This window comes from Pseudomonas sp. HP_01 (genome assembly GCF_055284355.1).
The window spans coordinates 181,433-199,483 of record NZ_JBTOPV010000045.1; the positions used below are offsets into that span (position 1 = coordinate 181,433).

Genomic DNA, 18,051 nt, shown 5'->3' on the forward strand with positions numbered 1-18,051 from the left:
GCAAGTGGGTGAGCTAATCTTTCGACACATTCTGGAGGCTGCTTCAGTGGCCTAGACCAAGAGCGAATTGTTGGGGCTTGGGGATCACGCATTCGTGCCCTGGCACTTGGGTATCGTCAGCTGATCCAGCCCGTCCACACACATTTAAGGAACCTCGACATGAGCTTGAAACTGACCCGCACCGACCTGATCAGAACGCAGAATTTCATTGGCGGCCGCTGGACCACCCGAGATCCGGAGGCGCTTCTGTCTGTCACCAACCCGGCCGACGACAGCTATATCGCCCAAGTGCCCGACAGCAACGCCATTGACGCGCGTGAGGCTGTCGATGCCGCGCATTCGGCCTTTGCAGCCTGGCGCGCCACTCCTGCCAAACAGCGCGCGCAACTGATCAAACGCTGGAACGATCTGATTATTGAACATCAGGAGGATCTGGGCAGACTCATCTCGCTGGAGCAGGGAAAACCGCTGGCTGAGGGACGAGGCGAAGTGGTCTACGCCGCCAGCTACGTCGAGTGGTTTGCCGAGGAAGCGACGCGCTCGTATGGCGATGTGATCCCGGCGCCGGTCTCGGGTCGCCGCATGACGGCAATCAAGGAACCCGTGGGTGTGGTTGCGGCGATCACGCCTTGGAATTTTCCGGCGGCGATGATTGCCCGCAAAATCGCGCCAGCACTGGCAGCTGGTTGCACGGTTGTCTGCAAGCCCGCCGAAGACACGCCATTGACGTCCCTCGCGCTTGTGGGTCTGGCTGAGGAAGCAGGCTTCCCGGCAGGCATACTGAATATTGTGACCGCCTCCCGAGAGCGTACACCTGAAGTGGTAAATGCTTGGCTGGCTGACTCACGGGTGCGCAAAATCACCTTTACAGGGTCGACGCCAGTGGGTAAACACCTGGCCCGAATGTCAGCCGACACCTTGAAAAAATGCTCGCTTGAACTGGGCGGCAATGCGCCCTTTATTGTTTTTGACGATGCGGACCTAGACGCTGCAGTGGACGGCCTCATGGCCTCCAAATTTCGCAATGGCGGTCAGACCTGCGTGTGCCCCAATCGGATCTACGTGCAGAGCGCTGTTCACGATAAATTCGTTGAAAAGCTGGTGGCAAGAGTCAGCGCGCTCAAGGTTGGGCCAGCCTCCCACAGCGATTCTCAGATTGGTCCGATGATCAACGCCCGCGCCATCGACAAGATCGCCCGCCACGTGGATGACGCTGTTTCAAAAGGCGCAGAAATCGCCATCGGCGGTCGACGTATCCGCGACGCTGTCGCAGACGGTCCGAACTACTACGCGCCGACCGTGTTGATCAATGCGACCTCGCACATGGAGCTCTGCAACGAAGAGACATTTGGCCCCGTAGCTCCTATTTTCCGCTTCACAACTGAAGCTCAAGTGATCGAGATGGCCAACGACACTCCGTTCGGGTTGGCGGCCTACTTTTACACCCAGGACGTCAAACGCGTCTGGCGCGTAGCTGAGGCACTCGAGTCGGGGATCGTGGGCATCAACGAAGGGGCTCTTGCTGCAGAGGCCGCCCCGTTTGGGGGTGTCAAAGAATCGGGGTATGGCCGCGAGGGTTCACGCTACGGCCTTGAGGACTACATGCACATCAAATACCTGTGTCAGGGCGGCCTGAACTAGTTCCGACAACTACAACAGAGGGGTACAAGCAATCATGGGAAATTTGCGATAGGTGGCTGTGGGCACCAAGGCATCTATCACACTGCACATTACCAATGATGGTCTTATCAGTCTGAGATTCAATGTGGACTACTCGCGGCACTCGATCGAGTTTCCGTCTCCTAACCAATGACCACGCCGCGTTAGTAATACCGAGCGTGCGAAAACAGTTTTCCATTAATGTTATTTTTCGTGGTGTCAGCTTATAGAATTAAAGTAAGCATATGATATTTAAGTGGTTTTAACTATTGTTGATGTTCGAATGGGAGTAGGTCTTATTTGTAACTGTTTGATTTTTATATCAATTTTCTCAAAATTACGAGGGTTCTACGTCATTAATGGCGTCGGCCGTGTTGTGCAGCACAGGCTCGAAGCTCATAAAAAAGCATTCAAAGCGTAAGCAATCTGCTGCTCAACTTGATACATAACGGCTCAAGCCTCTGAAGGGCTTGAGTTTTTTTAATTCCTGCCATGGCTGACTATGATGTCAAACGCAGCTGCATCGACCTTCCGTATACCGACTAATATGCTTTGTGCGATTGGAGCGGTGATCATCTGGAGCACGCTGGCCGTTAGCGTCACCTTCTGCGCCAACGTATCCCCCATGTTCATCACAGGTGCAGCATTGCTGATCGGTGGCATTATCGGTCTGCCTTGGATCAGATCATGGGCGATGCCCAAAACACTTTTCGTGGTAGGTACGTTCTGCATGCTTACGTATCACGTGATTTATTTCTACGCTCTGCAGTTAGCAGAGCCTATCGGCGTGAGCCTCATTCACTATCTTTGGCCGGTTCTGATCGTCATCATGGCCCCGCTCGTAGTACGGGGCCGCAAGCTGTCGAAGCGTACATTGATCGCTGCTGCAATCGGTTTCATTGGAGCCATTATCAGCTGCAATCCGCATCAGGTACCCAGCAGCAGCGACCTTTGGGGATACGGGCTGGCACTACTGTCGGCTTTTCTGTGGGCTTGTTACTCACTACTTGCCAAACGCTATCCAGACGTTCGCAGCGCTTCCGTTGGCCTATTTTGCATCGTATCCGGGGTTGCGTGCCTCGTTCTCTTCAGGGCATCGAATCCTTGGCCCAGCCTGACCGCCGGGGAGGCCGGTGCGATTCTGTACATGGGCCTGGGTCCCATGGGAGGTGCTTTCTACCTCTGGGACTACGCCATGAAAAAAGCAAATCACGAGCATGTAGCGATCCTGAGTTATTCGATCCCCGTGCTATCAACTGCTTTTCTAGCCCTATACCTCAGCTTTGGCATGCAGTGGTACATATGGGTAGGAGCGGGACTGGTAGCTGCCTCTATGGCGTTATCTCGGCAGACCGAATGACCCATTGTAGGCAGCAAGCAAGCGGCCATGGACTCGAGCCGGCCTGTACGGCCCAATGCTTGATGCTTCTATATTTGAGACATGCCGAATCGTTTGCCGATGAAGCGGGCCAATAGAGCTACGGAGTGGTTGCCGCATAGCGGGGTCAGGGCAATCAAAATATTCTGGCTCTTTCTGATCCGCTACGTTGTTGTTGCTCGGACAGCACCTGGGGACAAGCCCGGAGAACGTTTAAAGGCTCAGCTAAAGGCGGCTAATGAGCCGTACCCCAGTTGGCTGGCGACGCTGCAGTGGACGGCCTCATGGTCTCCAAATTTCGTAACGGCGGTCAGACCTGCGTGTGCCCCAATCGGATCTATGTGCAGAGCGCTGTTCACGATAAATTCGTTGAAAAGCTGGTGGCAAGAGTCAGCGCGCTCAAGGTTGGGCCAGCCTCCCACAGCGATTCTCAGATTGGTCCGATGATCAACGCCCGCGCCATCGACAAGATCGCCCGCCACGTGGATGACGCTGTTTCAAAAGGCGCAGAAATCGCCACCGGAGGTCTACGCATCCGCGACGCTGTCGCAGACGGTCCGAACTACTACGCGCCGACAGTGCTGATCAATGCGAACTCGCAAATGGAGCTTTGCAACGAAGAGACATTCGGCCCCGTGGCCCCCATTTTCCGCTTCACGACTGAAGCGCAAGTGATCGAAATGGCCAACGACACTCCATTCGGGGATCGTGGGCATCAACGAAGGGGCTCTTGCTGCAGAGACCGCCCCGTTTGGGGGTGTCAAAGAATCGGGGTATGGCCGCGAGGGTTCACGCTACGGCCTTGAGGACTACATGCACATCAAATACCTGTGTCAGGGCGGCCTGAACCAGTTCCGACAACTACAACAGAGGGGTACAAGCAATCATGGGAAATTTGCGATAGGTGGCTGTGGGCACCAAGGCGTCTATCACACTGCACATTACCAATGATGATCTTATCAGTCTGAGATCCAATGTGGACTACTCGCGGCACTTGATCGAGTTTCCGTCTGCTAACCACACCGCGTTAGTAATACCGAGCGTGCGAAAACAGTTTTCCATTAATGGTATTTTTCGTGGTATCAGCTTATAGAATTAAAGTAAGCTTATGATCTTTATGGGGTTTTAATTATTGTTGATGTTCGAGTGGGAGTGATCGGCTACCTCAGCTGACTACTGCCACACCGTCGTAAGCGAAAGCCGAGTGAGCCTCAACGTCTCACTCGGCTTTTTACGTTTTCCGCCTCAGCCCACCAGCCTCATCCCCATCAGCTCCAGCGCCGTGGTCAGATCCGCCAAGGTATCAAACCTGCGCCCGCTGATACGGGGCCATGCCGGGCGGTCGATGTACACGCGATTACCCTCGTGTTTAACCTCCGTATGAACTGCAGCGCCTGCTTTATTGCGGTGTATGAGCGTGACCCCTTCGCCGGTTCGTTCGAGCATGAACATGCCGGGGTGGAGCAGCGTGTTTTCCAGATCGGTTTCCTGCCGGGGCGCCTCACTCAGGTATTGCAGGCGTAAGTCGCTCTTTACTGTTCCTGCGCGACGGCCCATAGAATCAAACATTTCGGCACCGGGGTCAGGGGTTATCCCTCCGGACTCCATGACGCGGACATCTTCGATACGCAAACCGACGGCGCCTTCCAGTTCGGCCACGCCCGGGATGCCCTGATAGGTGTTGGCGTGGGAGTTGCCGACCAGCGCGACCCAGTTGCCACTGTTTGATGCCTGATCCGCGTCGATGACGCCTTTGGCGAAGTAGTTCATCATTTTTTGCCTAAGGGTTCGTTCACCACCCTCTACGCCGTCGAGGCGGTAACTCGCCATGCAGTCGATGGCGCTGATTCGCACCCGATTGGCTCGGGCGGCTTTGAGCACGGCCATGAAGGTGTATTTACCGGTGGGATCAGTCCGGTGCCCTTTGTCGAGGGTGTCGACATAGGCTTCAAGCTGAGGCGACATATCACCGGTCCTTGAAAAAGCATCCAGATCTGCCTGGTGAAAATCGGTCATCAGGTGCTCCATATACAGCGTTCGCACCTTGAGCTTGGCGAGACGCGGCATCTGTTCGATCAGAAACTGTTTGCTACCGATGCCGGCGTGACTCTCGCCGATGACCAGACCCGGTGAGCGTTGGAACAGCGTCTTCAGCGTGCTTTTCAACGGCGCGTCGGTAGGCAGCTCAGGAATTTCCGGACGCGGAGGCAGTTGAAGTGTCGTGAAGAATGCGTCGGCGTCATTGCGCAGACCGTGACGCAGGCGTTTGAAATCGTCGTAAGGGTCGCGTGTGCTGAAGTCACCGCTGTGGTAGCGGTCATCGACACGACGTCCACCATGTTGTGCGCCGTCCATGAGATCAGCTTTGAGCGCCTCCGGAACTTCGTACGGGCTGTGAAAGGGAGCTGGAGTGACGGCGCCACGACCGACGGCCTGCTTGCTCAGCGCCTTCCCGCCGCCCCGCAGGGTCAAGGGGTTGATCGACTCCCACTTCCCGGCGCTGTTAAGCCGTACGGGTCTGTTGCGATAAAACGAGAAGGGGTTCTCAGGGTCGATGATGGCCCAGGATTTCAGTTCGTTGATGTAGCGAACGGCGTAGGCGAAGCTATCGATCTCGATAAAGGTTTCGCCTTGATCGGTCAGGTAGATGCCGTTCATCTCGCCCTCTTCACGTATGGGCTCGAAGGCATCCAGCAGCATGTTGGTCTCGAAAGAATTCAGCCCATCGTTGCGCTCAAAGGGGTAAACGGATTCGGGATCGAAGCCCGGCGTCACTACGAACCCACCCACAGGTTCATCGACTTCGGGGACTGGCTCCAACCCGGCTTCAGGTTGCGGTAGCTCGCCTTCCGCCAACGTCTCTCCGCCCACAAGAAATGCACTATTAAACAGCGTGTCGATGCCCGCAGTGACGGCGCCGATGACCCCGGCCTTGCGCTGAGCGGTGCTCGCGCCGTTCACGGCCTGATCGATGTTGAGCCCCATGTCGGCGATGCCGGCGCCCACGGCTGCCAGCGCAATCGGCCAGTCAATCGCCGCCAGCGCGCCGGACAGTTGAGAGAACGACCGCAGATAGCCGATCCACATCTGTTTGCGCAGGTCGGCATTTGAATGCAGCGCCAGATCTGCGTCGGCAAACATCCGCGCCCGGATTACGTCGCGCAGATGAGCGAACGGGTCCCCTGACACAGGCCGACTCTGTTGATTGATCAGACCGGGATGAGCAGATCCCCATGTGCTGTAGAGCACATCCAGGCCGTGATACAGCCCGATGTTTTCATCGGCCTCGCCATGGGCCGACAGCGGGAAGTGCCCCATGAAGCGTGCACGTCGCTCCGGGCGGTTGTTCTGCGACAGCAGCCACCAGTGCAGCTCTTCCGGCGTATCGAAGGTATGAAACGCCTGTACTTCGCCGGGCGTGTAGAGGATCTGCCGGCCGGTCGAGGTCACGATTCGCAAGATGTCGGTGGCCTCGTAGCCGATCACATCGAAGGTCCAGACGTTCGCGTCAACACTGGCAGGAGCGCTGGCCTGGAGGGTTTGCAGACTTGGTACAGCGGACGGTTCAACGTTGGCGGCACGCAAGACGGTTAGCAGATCTTCTTCACTGAGCCAGCCGGCGTGTTGGTCTTCAAAGGCGCTGGCGATGAAGTTGGCTTTGGCCATGGTGCGGAAATCGTCGGCGAAGTCGCGCCAGAACGTCTTCAACTTCTCTTGAAAGCGGGATTTGAAATCCACTGCCCAGAAGTCGCTCATGACCTGCGCTGGCAACATCATGACCTCGTTTCGCTCATCGAACGCTTCTGCATCAGGGCCCGCGGTGTAGAACCCGCTGAGCATCTGCAGGGTGTCGGCGTTGTCCTGATCGTGAGGGTTGAAACGGTGCATGACCAACTGCGCAAGGGTCATCGATTGGTAAGGCGCGTCCTGGTGTTGCCAGCCATTGAACGATCGCGGGCTGCTCTCTGCGGTGTGGAAGCAGTGCCAATAAACTGTGTCGGGCTCGATGTCGTGACCGGTGTGACGCAGGAGGATTTCCTGGGCGATGCTGCGGGCCATTTCGCGCATGTCCGGGCAGGCCTCGACCAGGCGCTCACTCATTTTAACGAGGGCAGTTCGGTCCTGGCTCAGGGATGCAACGGGTGGGCGGGCGGGTGCAACGGTCATATTCGTCTTCCTTGATGAATGGGAGGACAAGCTTGGCGTGATCCCCGATTCATTTGGCACTAAATATGTATTGCGTACGCGGTCTCCTTAAATTTCTGTAAGTGCCGGTGTATCGTGTCCGCCCCCTGCATCGTTCCCGGATGCGGTCAGTCGTTGTTGAGGTTTTTTGTACATGTCTTTTACCCGTCGACAGATACTCGGAGGTCTGGCCGGTCTTGCCGTGGTCGGGCTTGGCGCTGGCGGCGCCTCAAGGTATTGGCTCGGCAAACGCGGGCCGGGCGAGGGGCACGATTACGAATTGATCGCCGCGCCGCTCGACGTTGAGCTGGTGGCCGGGCACCAGACGCCCGCCTGGGCGTTCGGCGGCTCCGCGCCTGGCACTGAGCTGCGCGTCAGACAGGGCGAGTGGCTACGGGTGCGCTTCATCAATCATCTGCCCGTTGAAACCACGATTCACTGGCACGGCATCCGGCTGCCGCTGGAGATGGACGGCGTGCCGTATGTCTCGCAGTTGCCGGTCAAGCCGGGCGAGTACTTCGACTATAAATTCCGTGTGCCGGACGCCGGCAGCTATTGGTATCACCCCCATGTCAGCAGCAGTGAAGAACTGGGCCGCGGGCTGGTCGGGCCGCTGATTGTCGAGGAGCGCGAGCCGACCGGGTTTGCCCACGAACGCGTTGTCAGCCTGAAGAGCTGGCACGTGGACGAGCAGGGCGCTTTCACTGATTTCAGCGTTATTCGCGAGGCTGCACGCGAGGGCACGGCGGGGCGCCTGTCGACGATCAATGGCGTGCCACAAGGCGTCGTCGAGCTGCCTGCCGGGCAAATCACCCGGGTGCGCATTCTCAATCTCGACAATACGGTGACTTATCGCCTGAACCTGCCGGGCGCAGAGGCGATGATCTACGCCCTGGACGGCAACCCGGTCAAACCGCGCCCGCTGGGCAAGGATTACTGGCTGGGGCCGGGCATGCGCATCTGTCTGGCGATCAAGGCGCCTGCGGCCGGTGAAGAGATTTCCCTGCGTAACGGCCCCGTGAGATTGGGCACATTCCGCTCGGTCGCCAACAACGATACGCCAGGCGAGTGGCCGCCCGAACTGCCGGCCAATCCGGTCGCCGAGCCTGACCTGGCCAACGCCGAGAAGCTCAATTTCAATTTCGAGTGGGTCGGTTCGGTGTCGGTGAATGTCGACAACGGCAAGCCGCCCAGCTTGTGGCAGATCAACGGCCAGGCGTGGGACATCACCGACAAGACCTGCGCGGACCGGCCGATCGCCAAACTTGAACGCGGCAAGAGTTACATCTTCGAGCTAAAGAACATGACGCAGTATCAGCACCCCATTCACTTGCACGGCATGAGTTTCAAAGTCATCGCTTCCAATCGAAAGAAGGTGGTTCCGTATTTTACGGACACCTATCTTCTGGGGCGCAACGAGCGCGCGCGCGTTGCCTTGGTCGCGGATAATCCCGGCGTGTGGATGTTTCACTGCCATGTGATCGACCACATGGAAACCGGCCTCATGGCCGCTATCGAGGTCTCCTGATGCGTCAGCCGCCCATCATCGATCGCAGTCGCGATCAGCACTTCATGCGCGAAGCCCTGGCGCTGGCGGCGGAGGGTGCGTTGCTGGGGGAGGTGCCGGTCGGCGCGGTAGTGGTGCAGGACGGCGAAATCATCGGGCGCGGTTTCAACTGCCCCATCAGTGGCAGCGATCCCAGTGCCCACGCCGAGATGGTCGCCATTCGCGCGGCGGCGCAATCACTCAGCAATTACCGCCTGCCCGGCAGCACGCTGTACGTGACGCTGGAACCCTGCAGCATGTGCGCGGGGTTGATCGTCCACTCGCGTATCAGCCGCGTCGTGTATGGCGCGACTGAACCGAAAGCAGGAGTAGTGCAGAGTCAGGGGCAGTTCTTCACGCAACCGTTTCTCAATCATCGCGTCCTGTTCGAAGGCGGGGTGCTGGGGGAGGAGTGCGGGACGATGCTGAGCGAGTTTTTCAGGATGAGGCGGGCGAAGGGGTAGTTCAGTGCGACGGCGAGCGGATTCTGACGCTGACTAAAGCGGCGCTTTCTCTTCAGACGGCTTGGTCTTGTCCACGCCAGGCACATGCAACGAGCCCTCCGCGACCTGACCGCCTTCCATCTGCGGCTGCGTCACCCACGTCAGGATGTCGTAATACCGGCGGATGTTGGCAACGAAGCTGACCGGTTCGCCACCCCGGGCATAGCCGTAGCGGGTCTTGCTGTACCACTTCTTCTGCGCCAGACGCGGCAGCATCTTCTTCACGTCCAGCCACTTGTTCGGGTTCAGGCCTTCGCTTTCCGCCAGCTTGCGCGCGTCATCCAGATGGCCGCTGCCGATGTTGTAGGACGCCAGCGCCAGCCAGGTGCGATCCGGCTCCTGAATCGAGTCGTCGAGCTGTTCTTTGACGTAGGCAAAATACTTGGCGCCGCCCTGAATGCTCTGTTTTGCGTCGAGCCGATTGGACACACCCATGGCCTGGGCCGTGCTCTGCGTCAGCATCATCAAGCCGCGCACGCCGGTCTTCGACGTCACCCCCGGCTGCCACAATGACTCCTGATAACCGATTGCGGCCAGCAGCCGCCAGTCGACCTGCTCAGACTTGGCAGCGGCCTGGAAGTGCTTTTCGTACTTGGGCAGGCGTTCCTGCAAATGCTGGGCGAAGGTGTAGGCGCCGACATAACCGAGAACGTCAACATGCCCGTAATAGCGGTCTTTGAGCCGCTGCAGCATTCCGTTCTTCTGCATCTTGTCGAGGTAGGCGTTGATCTCGTTGAGCAGGCTGTTGTCATCGCCTAACGCCACGGCCCAACGCTGGTCGCGGCCATCGCCAAGGTCGAAGCCGACGCGAACGTTGGGGAAATACACCTGATTCATAGCCAGTTCGTTGGAATCCACCAGGGTCAGGTCGATCTGCCCCTCATCCACCATGCGCAGCAGGTCGACGACTTCGACCTGATCGGATTCTTCGTAGTTAATGGCGGGGTACTTGACCTTCAGCGCCGCCAGTTGTTCGGCATGGCTGCTGCCTTTAAGCACGAGGATGCGCTTGCCCACCAGATCACCCGGATCGGTCGGCCGCGACTGGCCGTTGCGGTAAATGACCTGCGGGGTGACTTCCAGATAGGAGTGGGAAAAGCGTACCTGCTTCGCGCGGTTTTCGCTGCTCACCAGGCCCGCCGCCGCCAGCACCGGGCCGCCGGGCTTGCCCATCTGATCGAAGAGGTCGTCCAGGTTGTCGGCGGTTTCTATTTTCAGTTCAACGCCCAGATCGTCGGCGAAACGCTTCACCAGTTCGTACTCGAAACCGGTTTCACCGTTGCGGTCCTGAAAATAGGTCGCCGGGCTGTTGCGGGTGACGACGCGCAGAACGCCATCCTCCTTGACTCGTTCAAGCGTGTTGGGTTTCTCCACACACGCGCCGAGCAGCAGGAAGATTCCGGTTGCGATGAGCCACTTGGCACAGCGTGGGCGGAAATCTGATTGGGAAAACATCGGTGCAGTATACGCAAAGGAGCCATACCGCCATATCTCGACAGCGCGGGTCGCGTCTGATAGAGCAGAGGATTTTTTACCTTCCGGCGCAGGCAAGCGCCCGGAGCCGACATTCGGGTGCATTCCGCGCCGTGGTTTCGGGTGCCGACGCAGACTGATTAGGCTAGAATGCACGGCCTCAAAGCACACCCCCTTCCCGAGGCTGTCCCGACGATGTTGATCCTGCGTGGTGCTCCCGCCCTTTCCGCCTTCCGCCACAAGAAATTACTTGCGCAGCTGAACGATAAAGTTCCGGCTGTCAGTGGCCTGTACGCTGAATTCGCCCACTTCGCTGAGGTCAATGGCGTTCTGACCGAAGACGAGCAGCAAGTCCTTGCCCGCCTGCTGAAATACGGTCCGAGCGTACCGGTTCAGGAGCCAGCGGGCCGCCTGTTCCTGGTCCTCCCGCGTTTCGGCACCATCTCGCCGTGGTCGAGCAAGGCCACCGACATCGCGCGCAATTGCAGCCTGACCAAAATTCAGCGCCTTGAGCGCGGCATCGCCTTTTATGTAGAAGGCCAGTTCAGCAACGCCGACGCACAGCTGATCGCCGACGCGCTGCACGACCGCATGACCCAGATCGTCCTGGGCGCGCTGGAAGAGGCCGCCAGCCTGTTCAGCCACGCCGAGCCCAAGCCGCTGATCGCCATCGACGTACTGGGTGGCGGCCGCGCTGCGCTGGAAAAGGCCAACGTCGAACTGGGTCTGGCCCTGGCCGAAGACGAAATCGATTACCTGGTGAACGCGTTCACCGGCCTCAAGCGCAACCCCCATGACATCGAACTGATGATGTTTGCGCAGGCAAACTCCGAGCACTGCCGTCACAAGATCTTCAACGCCAGTTGGGACATCGATGGCCAGAGCCAGGAAAAAAGCCTGTTCGGCATGATCAAGAACACCTACCAGATGCACAACGAAGGCGTGCTGTCCGCTTACAAGGACAACGCTTCGGTGATCGTCGGCAGCGTGGCCGGCCGCTTCTTCCCGAATCCTGAAAGCCGCGAGTACGGTGCGGTTCAGGAACCGGTGCACATTCTGATGAAGGTCGAAACCCACAACCACCCGACGGCGATTGCGCCGTTCCCTGGCGCCGCCACCGGTTCCGGCGGCGAAATCCGGGACGAGGGCGCGACCGGACGTGGTGCCAAGCCGAAAGCCGGCCTGACCGGTTTCACGGTGTCCAACCTGAACATTCCGGGTTTCGAGCAGCCGTGGGAGAAGCCGTACGGCAAACCCGAGCGCATCGTCACGCCGCTGGACATCATGATTGAAGGCCCGCTGGGTGGCGCGGCGTTCAACAACGAGTTCGGTCGCCCGGCGCTGACCGGCTATTTCCGTACCTTCGAGCAGTCGATCAGCACGCCCCACGGCGATGAAGTTCGCGGCTACCACAAGCCGATCATGCTCGCAGGCGGCATGGGCAACATCCGCGAAGGGCACGTACAGAAAGCCGAAATCACCGTCGGCGCCAAGCTCATCGTGCTCGGCGGCCCGGCGATGCTGATCGGTCTGGGTGGCGGCGCGGCTTCCTCCATGGCCACCGGCACCAGCTCGGCTGACCTGGACTTCGCTTCGGTACAACGTGAAAACCCGGAAATGGAACGCCGCTGCCAAGAGGTCATCGACCGCTGCTGGCAGCTGGGTGAAGCCAACCCGATTGCGTTCATCCATGACGTCGGCGCGGGTGGTCTGTCCAACGCTTTCCCTGAACTGGTCAACGACGGCGGTCGCGGCGGCCGCTTCGAGCTGCGCAACGTGCCGAACGACGAGCCAGGCATGGCCCCGCTGGAGATCTGGAGCAACGAGTCCCAGGAACGTTACGTTCTGGCGGTCAGCGCTCCGGATTTCGAACGCTTCAAAGCCATCTGCGAACGTGAGCGTTGCCCGTTCGCGGTGGTCGGTGAGGCGACTGAAGAGCCGCAACTGACCGTTACCGACAGCCATTTCGGCAATAACCCTGTCGACATGCCGCTGGAAGTGCTGCTGGGCAAGGCGCCGCGCATGCACCGTTCTGCCGAGCGTGAAAACGAGCTGGGCGACGACTTCGACCCGAGCGCGCTCGACATCGAAGAAAGCGTGCAGCGCGTGCTGCATCACCCGGCAGTGGCGAGCAAGAGCTTCCTTATTACCATTGGCGACCGCAGCATCACCGGTATGGTCAATCGCGACCAGATGGTCGGTCCGTGGCAAGTGCCCGTGGCAGACGTCGCCGTTACAGCAACCAGTTTCGACGTGTACACCGGCGAAGCCATGGCGATGGGCGAGCGCACGCCGCTGGCATTGCTGGATGCCCCTGCGTCCGGCCGCATGGCCATTGGCGAGACCCTGACCAACATCGCAGCGTCGAGCATCGGCAAGCTTTCCGACATCAAGCTGTCCGCCAACTGGATGTCCGCAGCCGGTCACCCGGGCGAAGACGCGCGCCTGTACGACACCGTGAAAGCCGTCGGCATGGAGCTGTGCCCTGAGCTGGGCATTACCATTCCGGTGGGCAAGGACTCGATGTCCATGAAGACCCGCTGGAGCGACGAGGGCACCGAGAAAACCGTGACCTCGCCGCTGTCGCTGATCGTCACCGGTTTCGCACCTGTCACCGATATTCGCAAGACCCTGACCCCGCAACTGCGCATGGACAAGGGCCTGACCGATCTGATCCTGATCGATCTGGGCCGTGGCCAGAACCGCATGGGCGCGTCGATTCTCGCCCAGACCCACGGCAAGCTCGGCAGCGTTGCGCCGGACGTCGATGACGCTGAAGACCTGAAAGCTTTCTTCGCCGTGATCCAGGGCCTGAACGCCGACGACCACCTGCTGGCCTATCACGACCGTTCCGACGGTGGCTTGATGGCGACCGTGCTGGAAATGGCGTTCGCTGGGCACTGTGGCCTGAACCTCGAACTCGACACGCTGACCGGCACCCGCGAAAAAGTCGCGGCCATTCTGTTCAACGAAGAGCTGGGTGCAGTGATCCAGGTTCGCCAGGACGCCACGCCGCTCGTGCTCGCGCAGTTCAGCGCCGCCGGCCTGGGCGAGGACTGCGTCGCCGTGATAGGTAAGCCGATCAACAACAGCGATGTGATCATCAGCCTGAGCGGCGACACCGTGTTCAAAGGTGATCGCCGCCTGCTGCAGCGTCAGTGGAGCGAAACCAGCTATCAGATCCAGCGCCTGCGCGATAACGCCGATTGCGCCGATCAGGAATTCGATGCGCTGCTGGAAGAAGACAATCCAGGCCTGAACGTGAAGCTGGGCTATGACGTCAACGACGACATCGCTGCGCCTTACATCAAGAAGGGCGTTCGCCCACAAGTGGCGGTGCTGCGCGAGCAGGGCGTCAACGGTCAGGTCGAAATGGCGGCTGCGTTCGATCGCGCCGGTTTCGCCTCGGTTGACGTGCACATGAGCGACATCCTCGCCGGTCGCGTCGACCTCAACGACTTCAAAGGTCTGGTGGCGTGCGGTGGTTTCTCCTACGGCGACGTGTTGGGTGCCGGCGAAGGCTGGGCCAAGTCTGCGCTGTTCAACAGCCGCGCACGGGATGCGTTCCAGGGCTTCTTTGCCCGCAGCGACAGCTTCGCCCTGGGCGTTTGCAACGGTTGCCAGATGATGTCCAACCTCAGCGAGCTGATTCCGGGCAGCGAATTCTGGCCGCACTTCGTCCGCAACCGCTCGGAGCAGTTCGAAGCGCGCGTGGCGATGGTCGAAATCCAGAAGTCGGCGTCGATCTTCCTGCAAGGCATGGCCGGTTCGCACATGCCGATCGCCATCGCCCACGGGGAAGGTCACGCCGAGTTCAAGACCCCTGAGTCGCTGATTGAAACCGATCTGTCCGGCACCGTTGCTGTGCGTTTCGTCGACAATCACGGCAAGGTCACGGAAAACTATCCGGCCAACCCGAACGGTTCGCCACGAGGCATCGCCGGTCTCACCACGCTCGACGGTCGCGTCACCATCATGATGCCGCACCCCGAGCGCGTGTTCCGCGCCGTGACCAACTCGTGGCGTCCGGATGAGTGGGCTGAAGATGGCGCGTGGATGCGCATGTTCCGTAACGCGCGCGTCTGGGTTAACTGACCGTTGATGTACAAGCTGGCCTTCTTTGTGCCACCGAGCCATGTGGAGCAGGTCAAAAATGCGTTGTTCGCCGCCGGTGCGGGGCGAATCGGCGCGTATGACTGCTGCTCATGGCAGGTCCTTGGCCACGGCCAGTTTCGTCCGCTGGACGGCAGTCAGCCGTTCATCGGTCAAGCCGGCAAGGTCGAGCAGGTTCAGGAATGGAAGGTCGAGCTTGTGGTGTCAGACGAGCTGATCAGGCAGGCGGTTGCTGCGCTGAAGGACAGTCATCCCTACGAAGTGCCGGCTTATGACGTGTGGAAGCTGGAAGATATCTAGCCTCCCAGCAGCATTACTCGAGATTAAAGCGTTCTGCATCACCCGCAGAACCTTACGGCCGAATCTCGATCATCGTGCCGTCCTTCACCAGATCCCATACCTCCCGAATATCGCTGTTGCGCATGGCGATGCAGCCGTTCGTCCAGTCCAAGGTGTGGAAATACCATTCCGGGTAATCGTCGTTGATCGGCGTGCCGTGAATCATGATCATGCTGCCGGGCTTCACGCCTTCGCGTCGGGCGCGTGCGGCATCGGAAATGTTGGGGTAGGAAATGTGCATCGACAGGTTGTAGGCATCGCTGGTCTTGCGCCAGTCCAGCCAATAGAAACCCTCCGGTGTGCGCTGGTCTCCCTCTTGCAGCTTGGGTCCGTTGGGCGCCTTGCCCAGTGAGATCCGGTACGTCTTCAGCGCCTCGCCACGACTGATCAGCTGCAACTGATGCGCGGATTTGAGCACCAGCACCTTATCGATGGTCCGGTCCGCGATGTTCTGGGTGTCGACGACCTTTCCGCCAACGAACGTCTGTTCGCTGCCTTTGGGCACGATGGTCTGCGTGAACGCAGCCTGGGACAACGGCACAACCGACAGGCAAAAAACGGCAAGCAACCAACGCATGAAAAGGGTATCCCTGAAGCCTGCGCGGTAATCGCGCGCCATCGTCTTGATCAAGTGGTTTTGAGAGGGGGTGTGACGGACAGGCAATCGGTGCGCACCTGGAAATCCTGATGCCGCCGGTCGCGGAAAAAGCATTCTAGGGTACGTCTGACGGTCTGGAAAGCCAGCTCCGACCACGGGATATCGGCTTCGTCGAACAACTTCACTTCCAGACTTTCGATGCCGGCCGCGAACTCCGGTTTGACCAGGTTCGAGCGGTAGAAGATATGCACCTGATTGATGTGCGGCACGTCGATCATCGAATACAACTGCAGGTCCTCGACTTCAGCGCAGGCCTCTTCGAACGTTTCCCTGCGGGCGGCCTGCTCGACGCTTTCGCCGTTTTCCATGAACCCGGCAGGCAGCGTCCAGTAGCCCAGTCGCGGCTCGATGGCTCGACGGCATAGCAACACCTTTTCGCCCCACACCGGCACGACGCCGGCGACGATGTTGGGGTTCTGGTAGTGGATGGTGTCGCAATGTTCACACACGTACCGCGGGCGGCTGTCGCCCTCGGGGATACGCTGGATGACCTGTTCGCCGCAGTTGCTGCAGAATTTCATGATCGAATCGGGTTCCTGTTGGCAGCGGCTATCTTGAGCCGTAGCGCGGGTGGACGGCAAGAGGCGTCTTGCACGGGTGGCTTGTCCTACAAGACTTGGGCGCGTCGCCGCTTTGGTGCATGATGCCGGGCAGGCAACCGATCGAGAATTCCCATGCTGGATGAGCTACTTCACCGTATGAGCAGCCACACGCCGGTGATGCTGGAAACGGACGCGCGCTTCCCCGAGGCCGCCGTGCTTCTCCCCATTACCCGCAATGCCGAGCCCGAACTGGTGCTGACCCTGCGCGCCAGCGGCCTGTCGACCCACGGCGGCGAAGTGGCCTTCCCGGGCGGCCGGCGTGACCCGGAAGACCCGGACCTGATCTTCACCGCGCTGCGCGAAGCCCAGGAGGAAATCGGTTTGCCGCCTGGCCTGGTGGAAGTGATTGGCCCGCTGAGTCCGTTGATCTCGAAGCACGGTATAAGAGTGACGCCTTATGTCGGCATCATTCCCGATTTTGTTGAGTACACACCCAATGATGGCGAGATCGCGGCGGTCTTCAGCGTGCCGCTGGACTTCTTCCGTCAGGATGCCCGCGAACACACCCACCGCATCGACTATCAAGGGCGCAGCTGGTACGTGCCGAGTTACCGCTTCGGCGAGTACAAGATCTGGGGCCTGACGGCGATCATGATCGTTGAGCTGATGAACCTGTTGTTCGACAGCGCCATCGACCTCAACGAGCCGCCAAAGCGATCGATCATCCACACGCTGAAATCCTGACCCGCCGCCGCGTCGCAGCAAGGGGACCGAGCCATAAGGGCCGAACCATGAGGAGCAGACCATGAAATACCGCCTGGGTGATGCCCGCGTCGACGCGCACGCCAGCAGCTGGATCGCGCCGACAGCCACTGTCATCGGCAATGTGCGCTTGCAGGCCAACGCCAGCGTCTGGTTTGGCGCCGTGCTGCGCGGCGACAACGAGCTGATCGACATCGGCGAGAACAGTAACGTGCAGGACGGCACCGTCATGCACACCGACATGGGCTCGCCGCTGACCATCGGCCGCAACGTGACCATCGGCCACAACGCGATGCTGCACGGTTGCAGCGTGGGTGACAGCACGCTCATCGGCATCAACGCGGTCATCCTCAACGGTGCGAAGATCGGCAAATACTGCATCATCGGCGCGAATTCACTGATCGGCGAAGGCAAAGTCATCCCTGATGGTTCCCTGGTCATGGGCTCGCCGGGCAAAATCGTCCGTGAACTCACCGATGCGCAGAAGCAGATGCTCGACGCCAGCGCCGCCCATTACGTCCACAATGCCCAGCGCTACGCGCGTGACCTGGCCCCACAGGAAGACTGATGTCCAGCGCCATTCCCCCGATCCATGAAGCAACCGTTCATGACAAGCCAATCCATGAAAAGCCCGTCCGCTCGCCCTGCGTGAGCATTTGTGCCCTGGACGACGCCGACATCTGCACCGGTTGCCAGCGCACCGTGGCCGAGATCACCGGCTGGAGCCGCATGGACAATCAGGCGCGCCGTGCCGTGTTGGTTGCCTGCGATGAGCGGGCGAGGGCGAGCGGGATGATGTTTCAGGTGAGCGACAGCAGCCCTCGACGTTGAATCAACCCTGCGCCGCTGCATCCCATTCCTTGGCCTTCATGGTAAATTGCGCGCCTTTCTCC

The 18,051-nt window shown here is 59.5% G+C and carries 13 protein-coding genes and 1 pseudogene; 10 read left to right on the plus strand and 4 right to left on the minus strand.

Features of this window, described 5'->3' with window-relative positions; all coding sequences use genetic code 11:
• Positions 1 to 159: 159 nt before the first annotated feature.
• The 3 genes and pseudogenes from ACYAR8_RS20760 to ACYAR8_RS20770 all read left to right on the plus strand — a co-directional run.
• Positions 160 to 1,641: an NAD-dependent succinate-semialdehyde dehydrogenase gene (locus ACYAR8_RS20760; RefSeq protein ID WP_463580917.1), complete on the plus strand. Its 1,482-nt coding sequence runs from the start codon at positions 160 to 162 to the stop codon at positions 1,639 to 1,641.
• A 565-nt stretch (positions 1,642 to 2,206) separates the two neighbouring features.
• On the plus strand, positions 2,207 to 3,019 hold the full coding sequence (locus ACYAR8_RS20765; protein ID WP_463580952.1) for a DMT family transporter: 813 nt from the start codon (positions 2,207 to 2,209) through the stop codon (positions 3,017 to 3,019).
• Between the two features lie 281 nt (positions 3,020 to 3,300).
• Positions 3,301 to 3,886 (plus strand): annotated as a pseudogene (locus ACYAR8_RS20770) (aldehyde dehydrogenase family protein); the annotation flags it as partial.
• Positions 3,887 to 4,282: 396 nt separating this feature from the next.
• Here the strand turns inward: ACYAR8_RS20770 and ACYAR8_RS20775 are convergent.
• Positions 4,283 to 7,204, minus strand: coding sequence for a dermonecrotic toxin domain-containing protein (locus tag ACYAR8_RS20775; protein ID WP_463580918.1), 2,922 nt, complete (start codon positions 7,202 to 7,204; stop codon positions 4,283 to 4,285).
• Between the two features lie 172 nt (positions 7,205 to 7,376).
• Here ACYAR8_RS20775 and ACYAR8_RS20780 point away from each other — a divergent pair, with 172 nt between their 5' ends.
• Together ACYAR8_RS20780 and tadA are read left to right on the plus strand one after the other, a co-directional pair.
• Complete coding sequence (locus ACYAR8_RS20780; RefSeq protein WP_463580919.1) at positions 7,377 to 8,750, plus strand: multicopper oxidase family protein; 1,374 nt, start codon at positions 7,377 to 7,379, stop codon at positions 8,748 to 8,750.
• Positions 8,750 to 9,232, plus strand: coding sequence for a tRNA adenosine(34) deaminase TadA (tadA, locus tag ACYAR8_RS20785; protein WP_074892292.1), 483 nt, complete (start codon positions 8,750 to 8,752; stop codon positions 9,230 to 9,232). Before ACYAR8_RS20780 ends, tadA begins: the two co-directional genes overlap by 1 nt.
• A gap of 33 nt (positions 9,233 to 9,265) precedes the next feature.
• Here the strand turns inward: tadA and mltF are convergent, their stop codons facing one another.
• A complete protein-coding gene (gene mltF / locus ACYAR8_RS20790; RefSeq protein WP_463580920.1) occupies positions 9,266 to 10,726 on the minus strand; it encodes a membrane-bound lytic murein transglycosylase MltF in 1,461 nt (486 codons plus the stop codon).
• Positions 10,727 to 10,939: 213 nt separating this feature from the next.
• Between mltF and purL the strand changes: the two genes are divergently transcribed.
• Both purL and ACYAR8_RS20800 read left to right on the plus strand, forming a co-directional pair.
• Positions 10,940 to 14,839: a phosphoribosylformylglycinamidine synthase gene (gene purL / locus ACYAR8_RS20795; RefSeq protein WP_463580921.1), complete on the plus strand. Its 3,900-nt coding sequence runs from the start codon at positions 10,940 to 10,942 to the stop codon at positions 14,837 to 14,839.
• 6 nt (positions 14,840 to 14,845) lie between these two features.
• Positions 14,846 to 15,157: an NGG1p interacting factor NIF3 gene (locus tag ACYAR8_RS20800; RefSeq protein ID WP_463580922.1), complete on the plus strand. Its 312-nt coding sequence runs from the start codon at positions 14,846 to 14,848 to the stop codon at positions 15,155 to 15,157.
• A gap of 52 nt (positions 15,158 to 15,209) precedes the next feature.
• Here ACYAR8_RS20800 and ACYAR8_RS20805 read toward each other — a convergent pair whose 3' ends face one another.
• Both ACYAR8_RS20805 and ACYAR8_RS20810 read right to left on the minus strand, forming a co-directional pair.
• Entirely contained in the window at positions 15,210 to 15,773 is a 564-nt protein-coding gene (locus ACYAR8_RS20805) for a L,D-transpeptidase family protein (protein WP_463580923.1), read from the minus strand.
• Between the two features lie 50 nt (positions 15,774 to 15,823).
• A complete protein-coding gene (locus ACYAR8_RS20810) occupies positions 15,824 to 16,375 on the minus strand; it encodes an NUDIX hydrolase (RefSeq protein WP_074892287.1) in 552 nt (183 codons plus the stop codon).
• Between the two features lie 153 nt (positions 16,376 to 16,528).
• On the opposite strand from ACYAR8_RS20810, the gene ACYAR8_RS20815 reads away from it, so the two are divergent.
• From ACYAR8_RS20815 to ACYAR8_RS20825, 3 genes are all read left to right on the plus strand, one after another.
• Complete coding sequence (locus tag ACYAR8_RS20815) at positions 16,529 to 17,140, plus strand: CoA pyrophosphatase (RefSeq protein WP_074892286.1); 612 nt, start codon at positions 16,529 to 16,531, stop codon at positions 17,138 to 17,140.
• Between the two features lie 61 nt (positions 17,141 to 17,201).
• A complete protein-coding gene (locus tag ACYAR8_RS20820) occupies positions 17,202 to 17,726 on the plus strand; it encodes a gamma carbonic anhydrase family protein (protein ID WP_463580924.1) in 525 nt (174 codons plus the stop codon).
• On the plus strand, positions 17,726 to 17,989 hold the full coding sequence (locus ACYAR8_RS20825) for a DUF1289 domain-containing protein (RefSeq protein ID WP_463580925.1): 264 nt from the start codon (positions 17,726 to 17,728) through the stop codon (positions 17,987 to 17,989). Before ACYAR8_RS20820 ends, ACYAR8_RS20825 begins: the two co-directional genes overlap by 1 nt.
• Positions 17,990 to 18,051: the final 62 nt, after the last annotated feature.